Origin of the sequence: Zwartia vadi, assembly GCF_030410375.1 — a bacterium.
Classification (GTDB): domain Bacteria; phylum Pseudomonadota; class Gammaproteobacteria; order Burkholderiales; family Burkholderiaceae_B; genus Zwartia; species Zwartia vadi.
In genome coordinates, this window is the sequence record NZ_JAUHHE010000003.1 from 162,982 (window position 1) to 180,205 (window position 17,224).

The window sequence follows — 17,224 nt, forward strand, 5'->3', positions numbered from 1 at the left end:
ATGAACACTGCGAATCGCAAACCTCTGCCAGGCACCAAGCTCGACTACTTCGACACCCGTGCGGCTGTTGATGCCATCAAGCCCGGTGCCTATGACAAGCTTCCCTACACCTCGCGTGTACTGGCTGAAAATCTCGTTCGCCGTTGCGACCCCGCAACGCTCACCGCTTCGCTCACGCAAATTATCGAGCGCAAACGCGATATGGATTTTCCGTGGTTTCCTGCACGAGTTGTTTGCCACGATATTCTTGGGCAAACTGCTTTGGTGGACCTTGCTGGTCTCAGGGATGCGATCGCAGCACAAGGCGGAGATCCCGCACTCGTCAATCCAGTTGTCCCGACACAATTGATCGTCGATCACTCCCTTGCCGTCGAGTGCGGTGGTTTCGATCCGGATGCCTTCGAAAAAAATCGTGCAATCGAAGACCGCCGCAATGAAGACCGATTCCATTTTATTAACTGGACCAAAAAGACCTTTAAAAATGTCGATGTGATCCCTCCCGGCAACGGCATCATGCACCAGATCAATCTGGAGAGGATGTCCCCGGTCGTGCACGCTCAGGATGGCGTCGCATTCCCAGACACGCTGGTTGGCACAGACAGCCACACTCCGCACGTCGACGCTCTTGGCGTGATCGCGATCGGTGTGGGAGGACTCGAAGCGGAAAGTGTCATGCTCGGCCGCGCCTCATGGATGCGGCTACCCGACATCATCGGTGTTGAGCTGACAGGCAAGCTACAACCGGGCATCACGGCGACCGATCTGGTACTCGCCCTTACAGAGTTTTTACGGAATCAAAAAGTCGTCTCGTCCTATCTGGAATTTTTCGGCGAAGGCGCTGCGCATCTGACTCTGGGCGATCGAGCGACAATCTCCAACATGACCCCCGAGTACGGTGCGACCGCGGCGATGTTTTATATCGATCAGCAAACGATCGACTATCTCACATTGACAGGCCGAGAGACCGAACAAGTCAAGCTCGTTGAAACCTACGCCAAACATGCCGGCCTTTGGGCAGACAGCCTCAAGACCGCCGAGTACGAGCGCGTGCTGCATTTTGATTTGTCGACAGTGGTACGAAACATTGCAGGCCCCTCCAACCCGCATCGTCGCGTGGCGACCACGGATCTGGCGGAAAAAGGCATTTCCGGCAAAGTGGAAAATGAACCCGGCCTGATGCCAGATGGCGCCGTGATCATTGCTGCTATCACCAGTTGCACCAACACCAGTAATCCGCGAAATGTGATTGCGGCAGGTTTGCTTGCACGCAATGCCAACGCGCGCGGGCTCACCCGCAAGCCCTGGGTGAAAAGCTCACTTGCACCCGGCTCCAAAACAGTCGAACTCTATCTGGATGACGCCAAACTTTTACCCGAACTCGAAAAGCTCGGTTTTGGAATCGTGGCGTTTGCCTGTACGACTTGTAATGGCATGAGTGGCGCGCTTGATCCTGTGATTCAACAAGAAATCATTGATCGCGACCTGTATGCTACGGCAGTGCTTTCAGGTAATCGTAATTTTGACGGCCGCATTCATCCCTATGCAAAGCAAGCGTTTCTGGCTTCGCCACCACTGGTGGTAGCCTACGCGATTGCCGGAACGATCCGTTTTGACATCGAACGCGATGTGCTTGGCATCGACAAGCAGGGCAAACCAGTCATGCTCAAGGATATCTGGCCCTCCGACGAGGAGATCGATGCCATCGTCAAAGCAAGTGTCAAGCCGGAACAATTCCGCAAAGTCTACGAACCCATGTTCGCCGCCACAGTCGATACAGGAGAAAAACTGAGTCCGCTTTATGACTGGCGGCCTCAAAGCACATACATACGCCGCCCCCCATACTGGGAAGGTGCGCTCGCTGGCACACGCCAGCTCAAAGGCATGCGACCACTTGCTTTGCTAGGCGACAACATTACCACCGACCACCTCTCACCCTCCAACGCCATCATGCGTGACAGCGCTGCGGGCGAATACCTTGAAAAGATGGGCTTGCCAGAGGAAGACTTCAACTCCTATGCCACACACCGCGGCGATCATTTAACTGCTCAACGCGCCACCTTTGCCAATCCAAAACTCCTCAACGAAATGGTGTTGGAAAACGGTAAAGTCAAGCAAGGATCACTTGCGCGCATCGAACCCGAAGGCAAAGTCACCCGCATGTGGGAAGCGATCGAAACCTACATGGAACGCAAACAGCCACTGATCATTGTGGCGGGCGCGGACTACGGTCAAGGATCTTCACGTGACTGGGCTGCAAAAGGCGTCCGCTTAGCAGGTGTCGAGGCCATTGCCGCAGAAGGCTTCGAGCGCATTCACCGCACCAACCTTGTAGGGATGGGTGTTCTGCCGCTAGAGTTCAAACCTGGCGTCAACCGGAAAACCTTGAACCTCGACGGTACCGAAGTCTATGATGTGCTGGGTCAGCCCACGCCCCTTGCGACGTTGACCTTGGTGATCACACGTAAAAATGGTGAGCGACTCGAGGTTCCGATGACATGCCGTCTGGACACTGCCGAAGAAGTCTCCATCTACGAAGCCGGCGGAGTCTTGCAGCGTTTTGCTCAGGACTTCCTGGAGTCCAACGCTGCGGCTTAAATTATCCATCAGGAAACAAACACATGGCATACGCACCCCAGATCAAAGTCCCCGCCACCTACATGCGTGGAGGCACCAGTAAAGGCGTTTTCTTTCGTCTACAAGATCTCCCCGCCGCCGCTCAGGTGCCCGGTGCTGCCCGCGACGCCTTGCTCATGCGTGTTATCGGTAGCCCCGACCCCTACGGCAAGCAAACCGACGGGATGGGCGCTGCGACTTCAAGCACGAGTAAAACCGTGATCCTGTCAAAAAGCACGCGTCCGGATCATGATGTGGATTATCTTTTTGGCCAGGTGTCGATTGACAAACCTTTCATCGACTGGAGTGGCAACTGCGGCAATCTATCCGCTGCAGTGGGCCCGTTCAGCATTAGCAATGGTTTAGTCGATCCAAGTCGTATTCCAAAAAATGGCATTGCGACCGTCCGGATCTGGCAAGCAAATATCGGCAAAACCATCATTTCTCACGTCCAAATCACCGATGGTGCCGTTCAAGAGACTGGAGATTTTGAACTAGACGGCGTGACCTTTCCTGCAGCAGAAGTGCAGCTCGAATTCATGGATCCCGCCGCCGAAGAAGAAGGTGGCGGCGGCGCGATGTTCCCTACTGGCAATCTGGTCGATGACTTGGTGGTGCCTGGTGTGGGCACTCTCAAGGCGACAATGATCAATGCGGGTATTCCCACGATCTTCCTGAACGCTGAAGCGATTGGTTACAAAGGGACTGAACTTCAGGACGATATCAATGGTGACACCAAAGCACTTGAGATGTTTGAAAAGATTCGGGCATATGGTGCGCTGCGCATGGGTCTCATCACTGATCTGAGCGAGGCAGCAAAACGCCAGCACACACCGAAAGTCGCTTTTGTGGGTAAGCCCGCTGATTATGTTGCCTCAAGCGGTAAAAAAATTTCCGCCTCGGATATCAATGTTTTAGTCCGTGCCATGTCCATGGGCAAGTTACACCACGCCATGATGGGAACCGCAGCTGTCGCTATTGGTACCGCTGCGGCCATACCGGGAACCCTGGTGAATCTTGCGGCGGGGGGCGGCAATCTTGAGGCGGTCCGTTTCGGACATCCTTCGGGCACGCTGCGCGTAGGTGCCCAAGCCACTCAAGTCGACGGTCAATGGCAGGTCACCAAAGCCATCATGAGTCGCAGTGCCAGAGTATTGATGGAAGGCTGGGTGCGCGTGCCGGGTTAACGTTCACGCGAGCCCTTGACCATTCACGCAATACATATGTTTTTTGAAAAGATTCAGCTCTCCTTATGCAACAGTATTTTTCTCATGCGCTCGTTTTAGCTTTTACTTTTTTTATTACTTGTACGTTCGTCTTTTTTATTTCAGGCGCATACCTGTTTTTTTTCAAGATCGATCAAATTAATGCGCGCTTTAAACACCCTTATCTTCGCGAGCGGAGATTTGAAGATTTACCGATGGGTATCCGTTTGACGATCACCCTTGATTACTTTTTGCGTATTTTGTTTCATCGCTCAACAGGTTCGTTCGCCTACAACTCGAACAAGCTGCTGGCCCATGTAGATCCGACCACCCTGCCCATGAGCGTTCGCTGGCCGATTGTCGGCCTATGGGGCAGTTGCGCGGTGGGCCTGGTTTCAATGCTCTGTCTCTGGGCACTTTTAATAGTGGGATCCAATTCATGAACAATATCAAGCACAACGAATCCGGTCGCTGTTTTGAGCTCTTGGTCGAGGGCCACCGCTGCGTGTTGGACTACACACTGCACAACAACGTCATGACAGTCACGCACACCGGCGTGCCAAGTGAACTCGGTGGTCGCGGGCTGGCTGCTGACCTCACCAAGTTCGCTTTGGATCATGCGCAGTCTCAAGGTTGGAAAGTGATCCCGCAATGCAGCTATGTCGCAGCCTATGTAAAGAAACATCCTGAATATGCAGGAATCATTCATTAAGTTTTACTTATTTTTTAGTCTTATATAAGATATAAGACACTTGCAGCACCTGAATCTTCGCTCTACAATCATTTCATCCTTCACCTCACTGAAAGGCGCTCACATGCTACAAGCCTATCGCCAACACGTTGCCGAACGCGCAGCCCTTGGTATTCCTCCCCTGCCCTTGTCCGCTCAGCAAACGGCTGACCTGATTGAACTACTCAAAGCGCCTCCTGCTGGCGAAGGCGACACACTTGTTGAACTCATCACCCACCGTGTCCCCGCAGGTGTGGACGATGCGGCTAAAGTCAAAGCATCTTATCTTGCCGCCGTTGCGTTGGGTACAGAAAAGTGCCCCTTGATTTCTCGCGCCAAAGCCACAGAACTGCTAGGCACAATGCTAGGCGGCTACAACATCAGTCCGCTGATCGAGTTGCTCGATGACAAAGACGTCGGGACGATCGCTGCAGACGGACTGAAAAAAACATTGTTGATGTTTGACGCCTTTCACGACGTCAAAGAAAAAGCCTTAAAAGGCAACGCCAATGCGAAAGCTGTGATGCAAAGCTGGGCTGACGGCGAATGGTTCACCAGTCGCCCAGAAGTTCCCAAAAGCTTGAAAGTAACCGTTTTAAAAGTCACTGGCGAAACGAACACCGACGATCTTTCACCAGCGCCCGATGCCTGGAGTCGCCCCGACATTCCTTTGCACGCCATGGCGATGCTCAAGAACCCCCGCCCCGGCATTGAGCCTCAAGAACCAGGCAAGATCGGTCCGATCAATTTAATTAATGAACTTAAGAAAAAAGGTAACCTCGTCGCCTACGTTGGTGACGTAGTCGGCACAGGCTCTTCGCGGAAGTCCGCGACCAACTCGGTATTGTGGTTTACCGGTGAAGATATTCCTTTCGTTCCTAACAAGCGCTTTGGTGGCGTCTGTTTGGGTAGCAAAATCGCCCCGATTTTCTACAACACGATGGAAGATGCCGGCGCACTGCCAATCGAGCTCGATGTCTCCAACATGAATATGGGCGATGTGATTGAGCTGCGTCCTTATGATGGCGAAGCGCTGAAAGATGGCAAGGTCATTGCAAAGTTTCAAGTCAAGTCTGATGTTTTGTTTGATGAAGTCCGCGCAGGCGGCCGCATCCCTCTGATCGTCGGTCGCGGTTTGACTGGCAAAGCGCGCGAAGCGCTTGGGTTGCCACCTTCAACCTTGTTCCGACTGCCACAGAGCCCTGTCGCCTCCAAGAAAGGCTTCACCTTGGCCCAGAAAATAGTCGGTCGTGCATGTGGTTTGCCTGAAGGCCAAGGCGTTCGCCCTGGCGCATACTGCGAGCCCAAGATGACCTCTGTGGGTAGCCAGGATACGACCGGCCCCATGACACGAGACGAGCTGAAAGATCTGGCCTGTCTCGGCTTTTCCGCTGACTTGGTGATGCAGTCTTTCTGCCACACTTCGGCCTACCCCAAGCCCGTTGATGTCAAAACCCACCACACGCTGCCCGAGTTCATGAGTAATCGTGGTGGCATCTCGTTGCGTCCCGGTGATGGTGTGATCCACTCCTGGCTCAACCGCATGCTCTTGCCCGACACAGTCGGAACCGGCGGCGACTCCCATACACGTTTTCCGATCGGCATCAGCTTTCCGGCCGGTTCGGGACTGGTCGCTTTTGCTGCCGCAACGGGCGTGATGCCTTTGGACATGCCTGAGTCGGTATTGGTGCGCTTCAAAGGCAAGATGCAACCCGGAGTGACGCTGCGTGACCTCGTCAGCGCCATCCCTTTGTATGCTATCAAAGCAGGTCTGCTGACCGTTGAAAAGTCGAATAAGAAAAACATTTTCTCTGGCCGAATCCTCGAGATCGAAGGCTTGCCTGATCTCAAGGCCGAGCAAGCGTTCGAATTGGCGGATGCTTCAGCCGAGCGCTCTGCCGCCGGTTGTACGGTTCGCCTGAATAAAGAGCCCATTATCGAATACATCAACAGCAACATCGTGATGTTGAAATGGATGATTGCTAATGGCTATGAAGACGAGCGCAGCATCAGACGTCGCATCGAAGCCATGGAAGCGTGGCTGGCCAATCCAAAGTTGCTCGAGCCAGATGCAGACGCAGAGTATGCGGCAGTGATTGAAATCGATTTGGCCGATATCCACGAACCTATCGTCGCATGCCCCAACGATCCTGACGACGTCAAAATGTTGTCCGAAGTCGCCGGCGCCAAAATCGACGAGGTCTTTATCGGCAGCTGCATGACGAATATCGGCCACTTCCGTGCCGCCTCCAAGCTACTCGAAGGCAAGCGCGACATGCCGGTCAAGCTCTGGATCGCCCCACCCACCAAGATGGACGCCACACAGCTGACAGAAGAAGGTCACTACGGTGTCTTTGGCACGGCAGGTGCTCGCACTGAGCCTCCAGGCTGCTCGTTGTGCATGGGCAATCAGGCGCAAGTCCGTGAGGGCGCGACCGTCATGTCGACCAGCACCCGCAACTTCCCGAACCGTTTGGGCAAAAATACCAACGTGTATTTAGGCTCGGCTGAACTTGCGGCGATTTGCTCGAAGCTTGGTCGCATTCCGACCAAAGAAGAGTACATGAAAGACATGGGCGTGCTCAAAGACAGCAGCGCAGAGATCTACAAGTACCTGAACTTTGATCAGATCCCTGACTACAAGGATGTTGCTGACGCGGTATAACTTTCTGGAAACAGATCAAAAGTTGTAACAGTTAGACCTCATTGAATCCGCCTCTGGGTTTATCCCCACAGGCGGATTTTTTTATTACGTGCTCAGACCCATCGTGGTGTAGGATAATCAAATCATCACCAAGGAGCGTCTGCCATGAAACACGACACACTCAACACGCTTAAGACTTTCAAGGTCGGCAAAAAACAAGCTCATTTTTACTCGCTCCCTGCGCTGGGCGAGTCTTTAGGCGTCGATATTTCACGTCTGCCGATGTCAATCAGGATCGTGCTTGAATCAGTGCTGCGTAATTGCGATGGCAAGAAAGTCACTGAAAGCCATATCCGTGAACTGGCAGCCTGGAAACCCAACAGCAAACGTGAACTGGAAATTCCCTTTGTCGTTGCCCGCGTAGTATTGCAGGACTTCACGGGCGTCCCATTGCTCGCTGATCTTGCCGCCATGCGCGCGGTTGCCAAAAAAATGGGAAAAGATGCGAAATCCATCGAACCGCTGGTACCCGTTGATCTGGTCGTCGACCACTCGGTGATGATCGATTATTTCGGCACCAAAAACGCCCTGGACCTCAACATGAAGGTCGAGTTCTCACGGAACAAAGAACGCTACCAGTTCCTCAAGTGGGGCATGCAGGCCTTTGATACGTTTGGCGTCGTCCCTCCAGGATTTGGCATTGTTCACCAGATCAACCTGGAGTATCTGGCTCGCGGCGTGCATCACGACAAACAGAACAACGTGTACTACCCAGATTCACTGGTGGGCACGGACAGTCACACCACCATGATTAACGGCATTGGCGTCGTGGGCTGGGGGGTGGGAGGCATCGAGGCCGAAGCTGGCATGCTGGGTCAGCCCGTGTACTTTTTAACGCCTGATGTCGTGGGTGTGGAGCTGACAGGCGAGTTGCGGGGGGGGGTGACCGCCACCGACTTGGTACTCACCATCACAGAATTGTTGCGCAAAGAAAAAGTAGTCGGCAAATTTGTCGAGTTCTGTGGTCCGGGTACCGCCAAGCTCTCTGTAACCGACCGTGCCACGATCGGCAACATGGCCCCCGAGTACGGCGCAACAATAGGTTTTTTTCCGGTCGACCATCGCACCATCGAGTATTTCGAAGGAACAGGCCGCACTAAAGACGAGGTTCAGGCGCTTGAGGCCTACTTTAAAGCGCAAAAAATGTTTGGCGTGCCCAATGCTTCGGATATCAACTACACCAAAGTCGTGAAACTCGACCTCGGTTCGGTGGTGCCCTCTCTCGCTGGACCCAAGCGCCCCCAGGACCGGATTGAAATCGGACAGGTTAAAAAGACCTTTAAAAAACTGTACTCAAAGCCCATCAGCGATAACGGCTTTAATCAACCCGCCGCCAAACTTAGCAAAGCCTTCACCACCTCGACCGGCAAGACACTCCATAACGGCGACATTTTGATCGCTGGGATTACTTCATGCACAAACACCTCCAACCCAAGCGTGATGCTTGCGGCTGGATTGCTCGCTAAAAAAGCTGTAAAGGCCGGACTCAAAGTTCCCGCACACGTCAAAACATCACTCGCACCAGGCTCGCGTGTCGTGACTGAATATCTCGAGCGTGCGGGTCTGCTTCCCTATCTCGATCAACTTGGCTTTGATGTGGCGGCCTACGGCTGCACAACATGTATTGGGAACGCCGGCGATCTTGCTGCGGATTTCAATCAAGCCATCATTGACAACGACTTGATCTGTGCCGCCGTGTTGTCGGGTAACCGCAATTTCGAAGCCCGCATTCATCCGAACCTGAAAGCAAACTTCCTAGCCTCGCCTCCGCTCGTGGTTGCTTACGCACTCGCGGGTAACATGATGCGCGATTTAATGACAGAGCCCGTTGGTGAGGGTAAAAAAGGACCGGTTTATCTTGGAGATATCTGGCCGACCGCCAAAGAAGTTGAAAAGCTCATGAAGTTCGCCATGGATCCAAAAGTCTTTCGCGCCAACTACGCAAAAGTCGACAAAAAGCCCGGCAAGCTTTGGCAAAACATCGAGGGCGTGACAGGGGATGTGTACGACTGGCCGAACTCAACCTATATCGCCGAGCCGCCCTTTTTTGATGATTTCACCATGGACCCCAAACCAATGCCAGCTGTGAGAGGCGCGCGTACCCTGGGAATTTTTGGCGACTCTGTCACAACCGATCATATTTCACCAGCCGGTTCGATTAGCGAATCCTCGCCAGCCGGACAGTGGTTGCTTGCCCACGGCGTACAAAAAGCGGATTTCAATAGTTACGGTTCCCGACGAGGCAATCATGAAATCATGATGCGCGGAACATTTGCCAACGTGCGTATCAAAAACCTGATGATTCCTGCCAGACCGGATGGCTCACGTGTGGAGGGTGGGCAAACGCTGATGCAACCCAGTGGTGAACAAGTATCCATTTACGACGCGGCCATGCGATACATCGCCAATGGCGTGCCAACAGTTGTCTTTGGTGGCGAAGAGTACGGTACCGGCTCTTCTCGGGACTGGGCTGCGAAAGGAACGCAGCTTCTGGGGGTCAAGGCAGTCATTGCCCGAAGTTTTGAACGCATTCATCGCAGCAACCTGGTTGGCATGGGCGTATTGCCTTTACAATTTAAAGGACAGGACAGCGCGGAGTCTTTGGGATTAACGGGCGTTGAAACGTTTGATGTTGAAGGTCTCGAACAAGGCATTACTCCTCAACAAGACGTGACCCTGGTGATCCACCGTGCGGATGGCTCGAGCCAGCGGGTGGCCGTTCTTCTTAGGATCGATACCCCAATCGAAGTCGACTATTACCAGCACGGCGGGATTTTGCCCTTTGTCCTGAGACAGCTGATTGCGGCCTAAGCCCCAATCCTCGTCTCCTGCCGACTATCGCGAGATAGTTCGTTACACTAGACTCCTTTTGTCGGCAGGCACGTAAACCCATGGCACGTCTTCGTTCGACCCCAACCTCCACCCGCTTAACGCGAGACGCTTCGCGTTTGGTCGCGCTCGCCCTCGCGCTTCATAGCTCTGGCAGCCGCGTGGAGGATCGTTATTGGGAATCGGAGCTTGCAACGGTTCTGCTTAAACTCATGCGTGCGCACAATGATGCGGCCATCGATGCCGCCTTGGAGCATCTCTCCCAGACACACCTCGGTGGCTACGAGGTCCTGATTGAACAAGCTGAAACACTGTCCGAGTCATGTTTACTTGAACAGGACGGCAAACGTTATGACGTCTTGCTGATCGTCGCCCCACTGGTCGCATGGACACGCTACAGCATACCCGCCAGTGAAATCCCAATCTCACCTGCGCAGACTTTGCGTGAGCACCTCCAGGCGCATGTGCTGGCCCGCGGTACCCAGGTGGCACTCTTTCCTCACCTTGCAAGCCTGGATCAGATGCCGCGCACCTTTTGCGAAACATGGGACTGGTTAAACAAACTCGGTCTCGCAGCACTTGGCGTATCCTACACAGCGCCGACGCTCAATAGCGAACCCGAAGCATTCAACATGCTGGCGGATACCCGCTATCTTGTCGCCGCCGTTGCGGTTCCCGAAGGCCAGCCCCTGTTCCGCTGGCAAGAGGAGCCTGGTGAACTCGGTCAAGGTCGAGAGCTCTGTCTGGCGCGCTGGATTGAGCACGCAACACCTATTTTTTCAAATCTGCTGCCGGGTTGCGGTTTTGAGGTGTTAACGCCTGATGCCTATTATGTCAGCAACAGGGATGCCGACCGACGCGTGCGCCCCCTCTCTGTCAAGGCTGCGGTGTCGTGGCTGGGTGCCGCGTTAAATATCGAGGCCGCGCAACTTCGTGCGGTAATTGCTGGATGTGGTGAGCGTCGAGTCGATGAATACCGCATCGGCTTTACACAAAAAAATCAAAACGAAGTGGTCTACGGTTGCTTGTGGCCACTGTACGGGCGCGAAGATGATCAGCCGCTTCTTGACCATGAGCCCCCGCCTGTTGAAACGATTGATGAGATCGCCGCCCTCTTAAAAGAATGCGGCGTTAACGATATTCGTCGCTTACCGGGCATTTTGATGCCGGAGTTTTGCGAGGACTGTGGTGCCCCTTATTTTCCGAATCCAAACGGTGAAATGGTGCACGCCGAGCTACCCGAAGACGCAGAAACCGCGCCCGCTCATTTTCACTAGATATGCGCGCTGATATTTTTTGCCGGGTCATTGATAACTTTGGCGATATCGGCGTGACTTGGCGCCTGGTGCGACAGTTGCAACGTGAACACCAATGGTCGATTCGACTATGTGTCGATGACCTCAAGAGCTTTCAACGTATCGAGCCCGGTCTTGATCCAGAACGGGCACAACAGACCATTTCAGGCGTAGAGATCGTTCACTGGTGCGAGCCCGCACCGGCACTTGAACCCAGGCCGATCGTGATCGCAAGCTTTTCTTGCGAACTGCCCGCTTCTTATTTGGCGAGCATCAACGCGCACGCCACGCTTTGGCTGAACCTCGAGTACTTGAGCGCGGAAAAATGGGTAGAAGGTTGTCATACCCTACCTTCACTGCGTTCAGATGGTCTGTCGTCCCACTTCTTTTTCCCGGGGTTTACGCCACAAACGGGCGGTCTGATACGCGAACAATCACTCCTCACCGCGCGAGATGCATGGCGCGACGATCCAGCACAACAATACCAAATGATCAAAAGCCTGGGCGTCCCGGATGCGGCATTGCGAGCCTGGCGCCCAGATCATGCAACATCTGCGCACCCAGCGAGCAGAGGAAGACTGATTTCTCTGTTTTGCTACCCGCTAGCTCCATTGGACAGTTTGCTTGATGTGCTCAGCGAGCATCCGCAAGCCTCTATCCTGCTCGTCCCACAGGGCGTCGTGCCCGAGCTTGCGCCAGGCATCCGCGGGTCGCTGCACATCGTCCGCGTCCCCTTTGTTTCCCAAGAGCACTATGACCGAATTTTGTGGACTGCCGATCTGAATGTGGTGCGCGGCGAGGATTCGATTGTGCGCGCAATATGGGCTGGCAAACCCTTTATCTGGCATATTTACCCTCAATCCGAGCTGACTCACCTCAAAAAACTTGAGGCCTGGCTGTCGCTCAGCGAGCTTGCGGTATTCGCACAAAGGGTTTTGCTGGAATGGAACCGCGAGGCCTCCGGTCCCGCTCTCATGACGGCATTAAAAGAGTCTCTGACGCCCGCTGCGTTTGAACAATGGCGCTCTAGCACTCAATCTTTATGCGAAAAACTGACAAAGCTACCTGACTTAGCCACCTCGTTAGACGCGTTTTGCAGGCAAAAGCACCCTCTTTTGCCCGACAAATAGCGTTTAAAAGCGGCAAGCCTTGAGAAAGGCTAAAATAGAGGGCTTTTTAATCAAACAACTCCGGCCAAGTTTGTCCCGGAGACTCTTAGTTACCGGAGTTTTAAAGAATGAAAACCGCACAAGAACTGCGCGTGGGCAACGTAGTGATGGTTGGCAAAGACGCCGTCGTCGTGCAGCGCGCCGAATACAACAAGTCTGGTCGCAATGCCGCTGTCGTCAAGCTCAAGTTCAAAAACTTGCTGACTGGCTCGGGTAGCGAGACCGTCTCCAAAGCTGACGAAAAATACGACGTGGTCGTGCTCGACCGTAAAGAGTGCACCTATTCCTACTTTGCCGACCCCATGTACGTATTCATGGACGAAGAGTACAACCAGCACGAAGTCGAAGCCGACAGCATGGGCGACGCGCTGAACTATCTCGAAGAAGGCATGAAGGTCGAAGTTGTGTTGTATGACGGTCGTGCCATTTCCGTTGAACTGCCCACAATGGTTGTGCGCGAAATCGTCTACACGGAGCCTGCAGTGCGCGGCGATACGTCCGGCAAGGTCATGAAACCCGCCAAGATCAACACAGGACACGAGCTGCCTGTGCCTTTGTTCTGCGCCATCGGCGACAAGATCGAGATCGACACCCGCACGGGCGAGTACCGCAGCCGCGTGATGTAATGTTCCTCTGGCTTGGGTGAACGCGCGCGACAATTTTCAATTTTATTTTGTCGCGCGTTCAAGCTCCCCTAGCCAGCGTAACGCGTAGACACGATCGGACCCACACATCTCCGTAGAGGGCTTGAGCCCCCCACAAAAAGCAGGACGCTCGGGTTGACCAAAAATCGCGCAGCGATAGTCAGTCATCAGATGAATGCAAGGCACTCCAGCAGGCTTGCCCTGTGGCATGCCGGGAATGGGACTGGTAATGGACGGTGCTATGCAGCAAGCCCCGCAATCAGGACGACAAAGCATTGTCTGTGATACCTTGAGGTGAGCGAGAACTCACTGCAAACGATCAGCATCAAGAAAGTCAGGCAACGCCACAACCGCGATACCCTCTTCAATCAGGGCCTCCCGCTCCTCTGGCGTCGCTGTGCCGCGGATGGGTCGCTCCTCGGACTCGCCTTCGTGAATCCGGCGGGCTTCCTCTGCAAAAGCCGCGCCTACATTTTCCGTGTTGCGCACAAGCTCACGCATCTGCTGCATGATGGCGGCTTGAATTTGTGCGAGCTGGACCGCCTCGGGCGATGCGGCAAGCACAGCCTCTCTTGAAGTACTCACGGTTAAACCGCTGCCAGTTGAACCGCCTCCCTCAGCAGCACGCTGCTCGGCATCGAAGTGACCGACATTGAGCCGGGGGGCCGACAATCTCTTTTCAATGGTCCCACTCTGGCATACCGGACAGGTCAACAAGCCACGGCTTTGTTGTGAGTCATAATCTTCGTGCGAACCGAACCAGCCCTCGAAAAGATGGCCATGCTCACACTGCAAATCGAAAACTTTAAGTCCCATATATCCAATCTAAGGGCAATGCTAAAAAAAACAAGACCTACAAAGTATAACGGAGCTCCCGAAATGACTCAGGGATCACCCTAAACGGGGCACGGCTGAGAGAAGCTCACGCGTCACAGCGTGTTGGGGAGACTGCAGCACCTGAACCGCCTCGCCAAACTCCACAATCTGCCCGCCATCCATGACTGCAACGCGGTCAGCCAAATACTCAACCACGCCAAAATTATGCGTGATGAACAAATACGCCATCCCGGTTTCTTTTTGTAAATCTGTCAACAAGTCGAGGATTTGCGCCTGTACCGACACATCGAGTGCCGATGTCGGCTCATCCAGAATCAAAACTTCCGGTTCGACCGCCAGAGCACGGGCGATTGCAATCCGCTGCCGCTGACCACCAGAAAACTCATGCGGATAGCGGTCAGCCGCATCAGACGGCAAGCCCACACGCTCCAGCAACACCATAATGCGCTGAGCCTGTTGTTCAGAGGACCACTCAGGCCGCAAAGCGGCGATTCCCTCATGCAAAATCTCGCGCACCCGCATCCGCGGATCAAGTGAGGCAAAAGGATCTTGAAAGACGATCTGCATCCGGCGGCGCAAGGCGCGCAGCTGTAGACGCGAGGCCTGCAACACATCCTGCGTACCGACTCGCGCCAAACCCGTGATCACAGCGGAGGTATCAAGAAGCCTGAGCAGCGCTTTGGCGACTGTTGTTTTGCCACAGCCCGAGGCACCCACTAGCGCCAGGGTTTCTCCCCGCTTCAACGTAAAACTGACAGACTGGACAGCCTGATTGACCCCCACCTGTCTGCGCAATAGACCTTTTCTAATGGGATAAGCAACCGCCAGTTGCTCGACAGCCAGAGCGACTGAGTCATGTTGCGCAGCGCAGACACCCTGCGCAGGTGCCTCTGGCCGCGAAGCGCTCAGCGGTTGACCTCTTTTGGCGAATGTTGGAATGGCGGCAAACAACTCGCGTGCATACGGATGACTAGGCGCTTTGAAAAACTTTTCGGCAGGCGCAGTTTCAACAATTTCGCCAAAACGCATCAGTGCCACGGTATCGGCCACGTCCCGCACCACAGCCAAATCATGCGTGATCAACAACACGGCCATTCCGAGCTCGTGCTGAATATCGCGAATCAAACCTAAGACCTGTGCCTGCACCGTCACATCCAGTGCAGTCGTTGGCTCATCTGCGATCAACAACTCGGGCTCGGCGGCTAAGGCAATCGCAATCATGATGCGCTGTTTTTGACCACCCGAAAACTGAAAGGGATAATCATCGATTCGTTGTTCAGGCTCAGGAATACCAACACGCTGCAACCATTGAATCGCGCGCAGTCGGGCTGCCGTACCGCGCAATTCCGTATGTGCGACGATCGCTTCGCACAGTTGATCACCGATGCGTAGCACGGGGTTGAGGCTCGTACCTGGTTCCTGGAAAATCATCCCGACACGTCCTCCCCGAATGGTGCGCATCGAAGACTCAGACAGAGTGTTGATATCAATGCCACCTATCAGGATCCGCCCCTGGGTCGCGCGCAAGGCCTCGGGCAGCAAGCGCATCAAAGCCAGCGCAGTCATGCTTTTGCCAGAACCGGACTCCCCCACCAGTGCAAAGGTTTCTCCCCGTTGAACAGACAGGGCTAACGCCTTGACGGCATGCCGCCAGGCCTCACCGGTATCGATCATGACTTCAAGCGCCTGCACCTCAAGAACCGGAGAGGCCGACGCAGGTGAGCCCTCGACAGTTGACCCAGATTGCTGCGCTTCTTTGCCGCCCAGCAACTTCAAGCGCCTGGGCCGAAACATTCTTGATCGAGGATCAAAAGCATCACGCACCGCATCGGCGAATAAATTAGCCGACAAGACCAACGCGAGCATGAATATAAAGGCCGCGAGAAGATTCCACCAGATCATTGGATCGCGAGACATTTCAAAGCGAGATTTCTCGATCATTGAACCAAACGAGTTCATGCTCGGATCGACGCCGATACCGAGATACGAGAGAACCGCCTCATACAGAACCAGACCGGAAAACTCCAATACCGCTGTAATCAGCACGATGTGCATGACGTTTGGCAACAAGTGTCGCGCCATGATCCGCCAGTTGGAGATGCCAAAAGCACGCGCAGCCTGAACATATTCGAGCTCGCGCAGCTTGAGTGCTTCGGCGCGCAGCAAACGACACAACCCGGCCCACCCAGTCAGTCCCAAAATCATGCAGAGCAGAAAGAGCCGCAAATCCGCGCGCTGTGCGGCTGTTGGAAATAGACCCGGATGTGTATCGATATAAACCTGCATCATCAGCACGCAAGCTGCGATCAACAACACACCCGGAATCGAGGTGAGTGTGGTGTAAATGTACTGAATGACGTCGTCGATCCAGCCTTTGAAATAGCCAGCCGAAATACCCAATATCAATGCGGGAGGCAGCATCGCGACCGTCGTCAGACTACCGATCACCCAAGCTGTGCGGATACTTTTCAAGGCTTGCCAAAGCACATCATTACCCGTGCGATCTGTTCCAAGCACGTGATAGCCTGAGGCAAGGCCCATGACAATCCCTAACAACAAACAAAGTACCAGTATCGTGATCAGCATGGCGCGCCAGGGAAGCTCGGTTTGACCTCGCCATATCTGCCTGGCGACTTCAAGACGCGCGCCCTGTCCGACGGACAAGACCACTAGCGCGCAGAGCACAACAGCCACCAACATCCCGATTAAGAGCCCCGCCCCCGCACGCTGCAAAACATCACGCCCCCATTCGATCTCGGGATCGTCTAGATGTCGGCCACCAAAGCGAAGCCTCGGAAAATCGCGCGTTGGCGCGCCCCCCTCCTGCAAAATCGTTTCCTTTGTGAACTGCAAATAAGCAAGAGGCGCAGAATAGGTTTTTTCAGACCGAACAAAGGCCGTATCTTCAAGCAATACATCGAGTACCGACACAACCTTGGGGGCATACACTGGCGCAGCATTCGAGGGCGCACCTGCAACCGGTGGCAAGCGCGGCTGAAAATGCATAGAGTCCAGCAAGCCAATCACCACAAAGACCAAAAGCACGATTGCCGAACACATGGCGGGTGCGCTGCGCGCCACCCTCGACCACGTTGCACGCAAATTTTTGGAACGCGAAACATGCCAGGCATAGACTAAGGTCGCACCAAAGAGCGCAAAAATCGCGATGTCTGTCCAGAGCAGAATGATTTTAGGCAT

Annotated in this window: 12 protein-coding genes and 1 pseudogene; 9 read left to right on the forward strand and 4 right to left on the reverse strand. The window is 54.2% G+C overall.

What is annotated here, in order from left to right:
• The 9 genes from acnD to efp all read left to right on the forward strand — a co-directional run bounded on the left by acnD (position 1) and on the right by efp (position 13,171).
• Positions 1-2,595, forward strand: a complete 2,595-nt coding sequence (gene acnD / locus QWY27_RS03795; RefSeq protein ID WP_290194874.1) for a Fe/S-dependent 2-methylisocitrate dehydratase AcnD — start codon at positions 1-3, stop codon at positions 2,593-2,595.
• A 23-nt stretch (positions 2,596-2,618) separates the two neighbouring features.
• Entirely contained in the window at positions 2,619-3,800 is a 1,182-nt protein-coding gene (gene prpF, locus QWY27_RS03800) for a 2-methylaconitate cis-trans isomerase PrpF (RefSeq protein ID WP_290194876.1), read from the forward strand.
• 233 nt (positions 3,801-4,033) lie between these two features.
• Complete coding sequence (locus QWY27_RS03805; RefSeq protein ID WP_290194877.1) at positions 4,034-4,261, forward strand: hypothetical protein; 228 nt, start codon at positions 4,034-4,036, stop codon at positions 4,259-4,261.
• Positions 4,258-4,530, forward strand: coding sequence for a GNAT family N-acetyltransferase (locus QWY27_RS03810; RefSeq protein WP_290194879.1), 273 nt, complete (start codon positions 4,258-4,260; stop codon positions 4,528-4,530). Before QWY27_RS03805 ends, QWY27_RS03810 begins: the two co-directional genes overlap by 4 nt.
• A gap of 103 nt (positions 4,531-4,633) precedes the next feature.
• A complete protein-coding gene (gene acnB / locus QWY27_RS03815; protein ID WP_290194881.1) occupies positions 4,634-7,213 on the forward strand; it encodes a bifunctional aconitate hydratase 2/2-methylisocitrate dehydratase in 2,580 nt (859 codons plus the stop codon).
• Positions 7,214-7,357: 144 nt separating this feature from the next.
• On the forward strand, positions 7,358-10,063 hold the full coding sequence (gene acnA, locus QWY27_RS03820) for an aconitate hydratase AcnA (RefSeq protein ID WP_290194883.1): 2,706 nt from the start codon (positions 7,358-7,360) through the stop codon (positions 10,061-10,063).
• A gap of 80 nt (positions 10,064-10,143) precedes the next feature.
• Positions 10,144-11,358, forward strand: a complete 1,215-nt coding sequence (locus QWY27_RS03825; RefSeq protein WP_290194885.1) for a DUF2863 family protein — start codon at positions 10,144-10,146, stop codon at positions 11,356-11,358.
• Positions 11,359-11,360: 2 nt separating this feature from the next.
• Positions 11,361-12,506 (forward strand): elongation factor P maturation arginine rhamnosyltransferase EarP, encoded by a 1,146-nt coding sequence (earP, locus tag QWY27_RS03830; RefSeq protein ID WP_290194887.1) that lies wholly within the window; start codon positions 11,361-11,363, stop codon positions 12,504-12,506.
• 107 nt (positions 12,507-12,613) lie between these two features.
• The gene (efp, locus tag QWY27_RS03835; RefSeq protein ID WP_290194890.1) at positions 12,614-13,171 is read left to right on the forward strand and encodes an elongation factor P; all 558 of its coding nucleotides are present in this window, start codon (positions 12,614-12,616) and stop codon (positions 13,169-13,171) included.
• A 42-nt stretch (positions 13,172-13,213) separates the two neighbouring features.
• Here efp and QWY27_RS03840 read toward each other — a convergent pair whose 3' ends face one another.
• The 4 genes and pseudogenes from QWY27_RS03840 to QWY27_RS03855 all read right to left on the reverse strand — a co-directional run.
• Complete coding sequence (locus tag QWY27_RS03840) at positions 13,214-13,465, reverse strand: YkgJ family cysteine cluster protein (RefSeq protein WP_290194892.1); 252 nt, start codon at positions 13,463-13,465, stop codon at positions 13,214-13,216.
• Between the two features lie 30 nt (positions 13,466-13,495).
• A complete protein-coding gene (locus QWY27_RS03845; protein ID WP_290194894.1) occupies positions 13,496-14,005 on the reverse strand; it encodes a DUF1178 family protein in 510 nt (169 codons plus the stop codon).
• A gap of 75 nt (positions 14,006-14,080) precedes the next feature.
• The gene (locus QWY27_RS03850) at positions 14,081-15,700 is read right to left on the reverse strand and encodes an ABC transporter ATP-binding protein (RefSeq protein WP_290195058.1); all 1,620 of its coding nucleotides are present in this window, start codon (positions 15,698-15,700) and stop codon (positions 14,081-14,083) included.
• Between the two features lie 87 nt (positions 15,701-15,787).
• Positions 15,788-17,224 (reverse strand): annotated as a pseudogene (locus QWY27_RS03855) (ABC transporter permease); the annotation flags it as partial.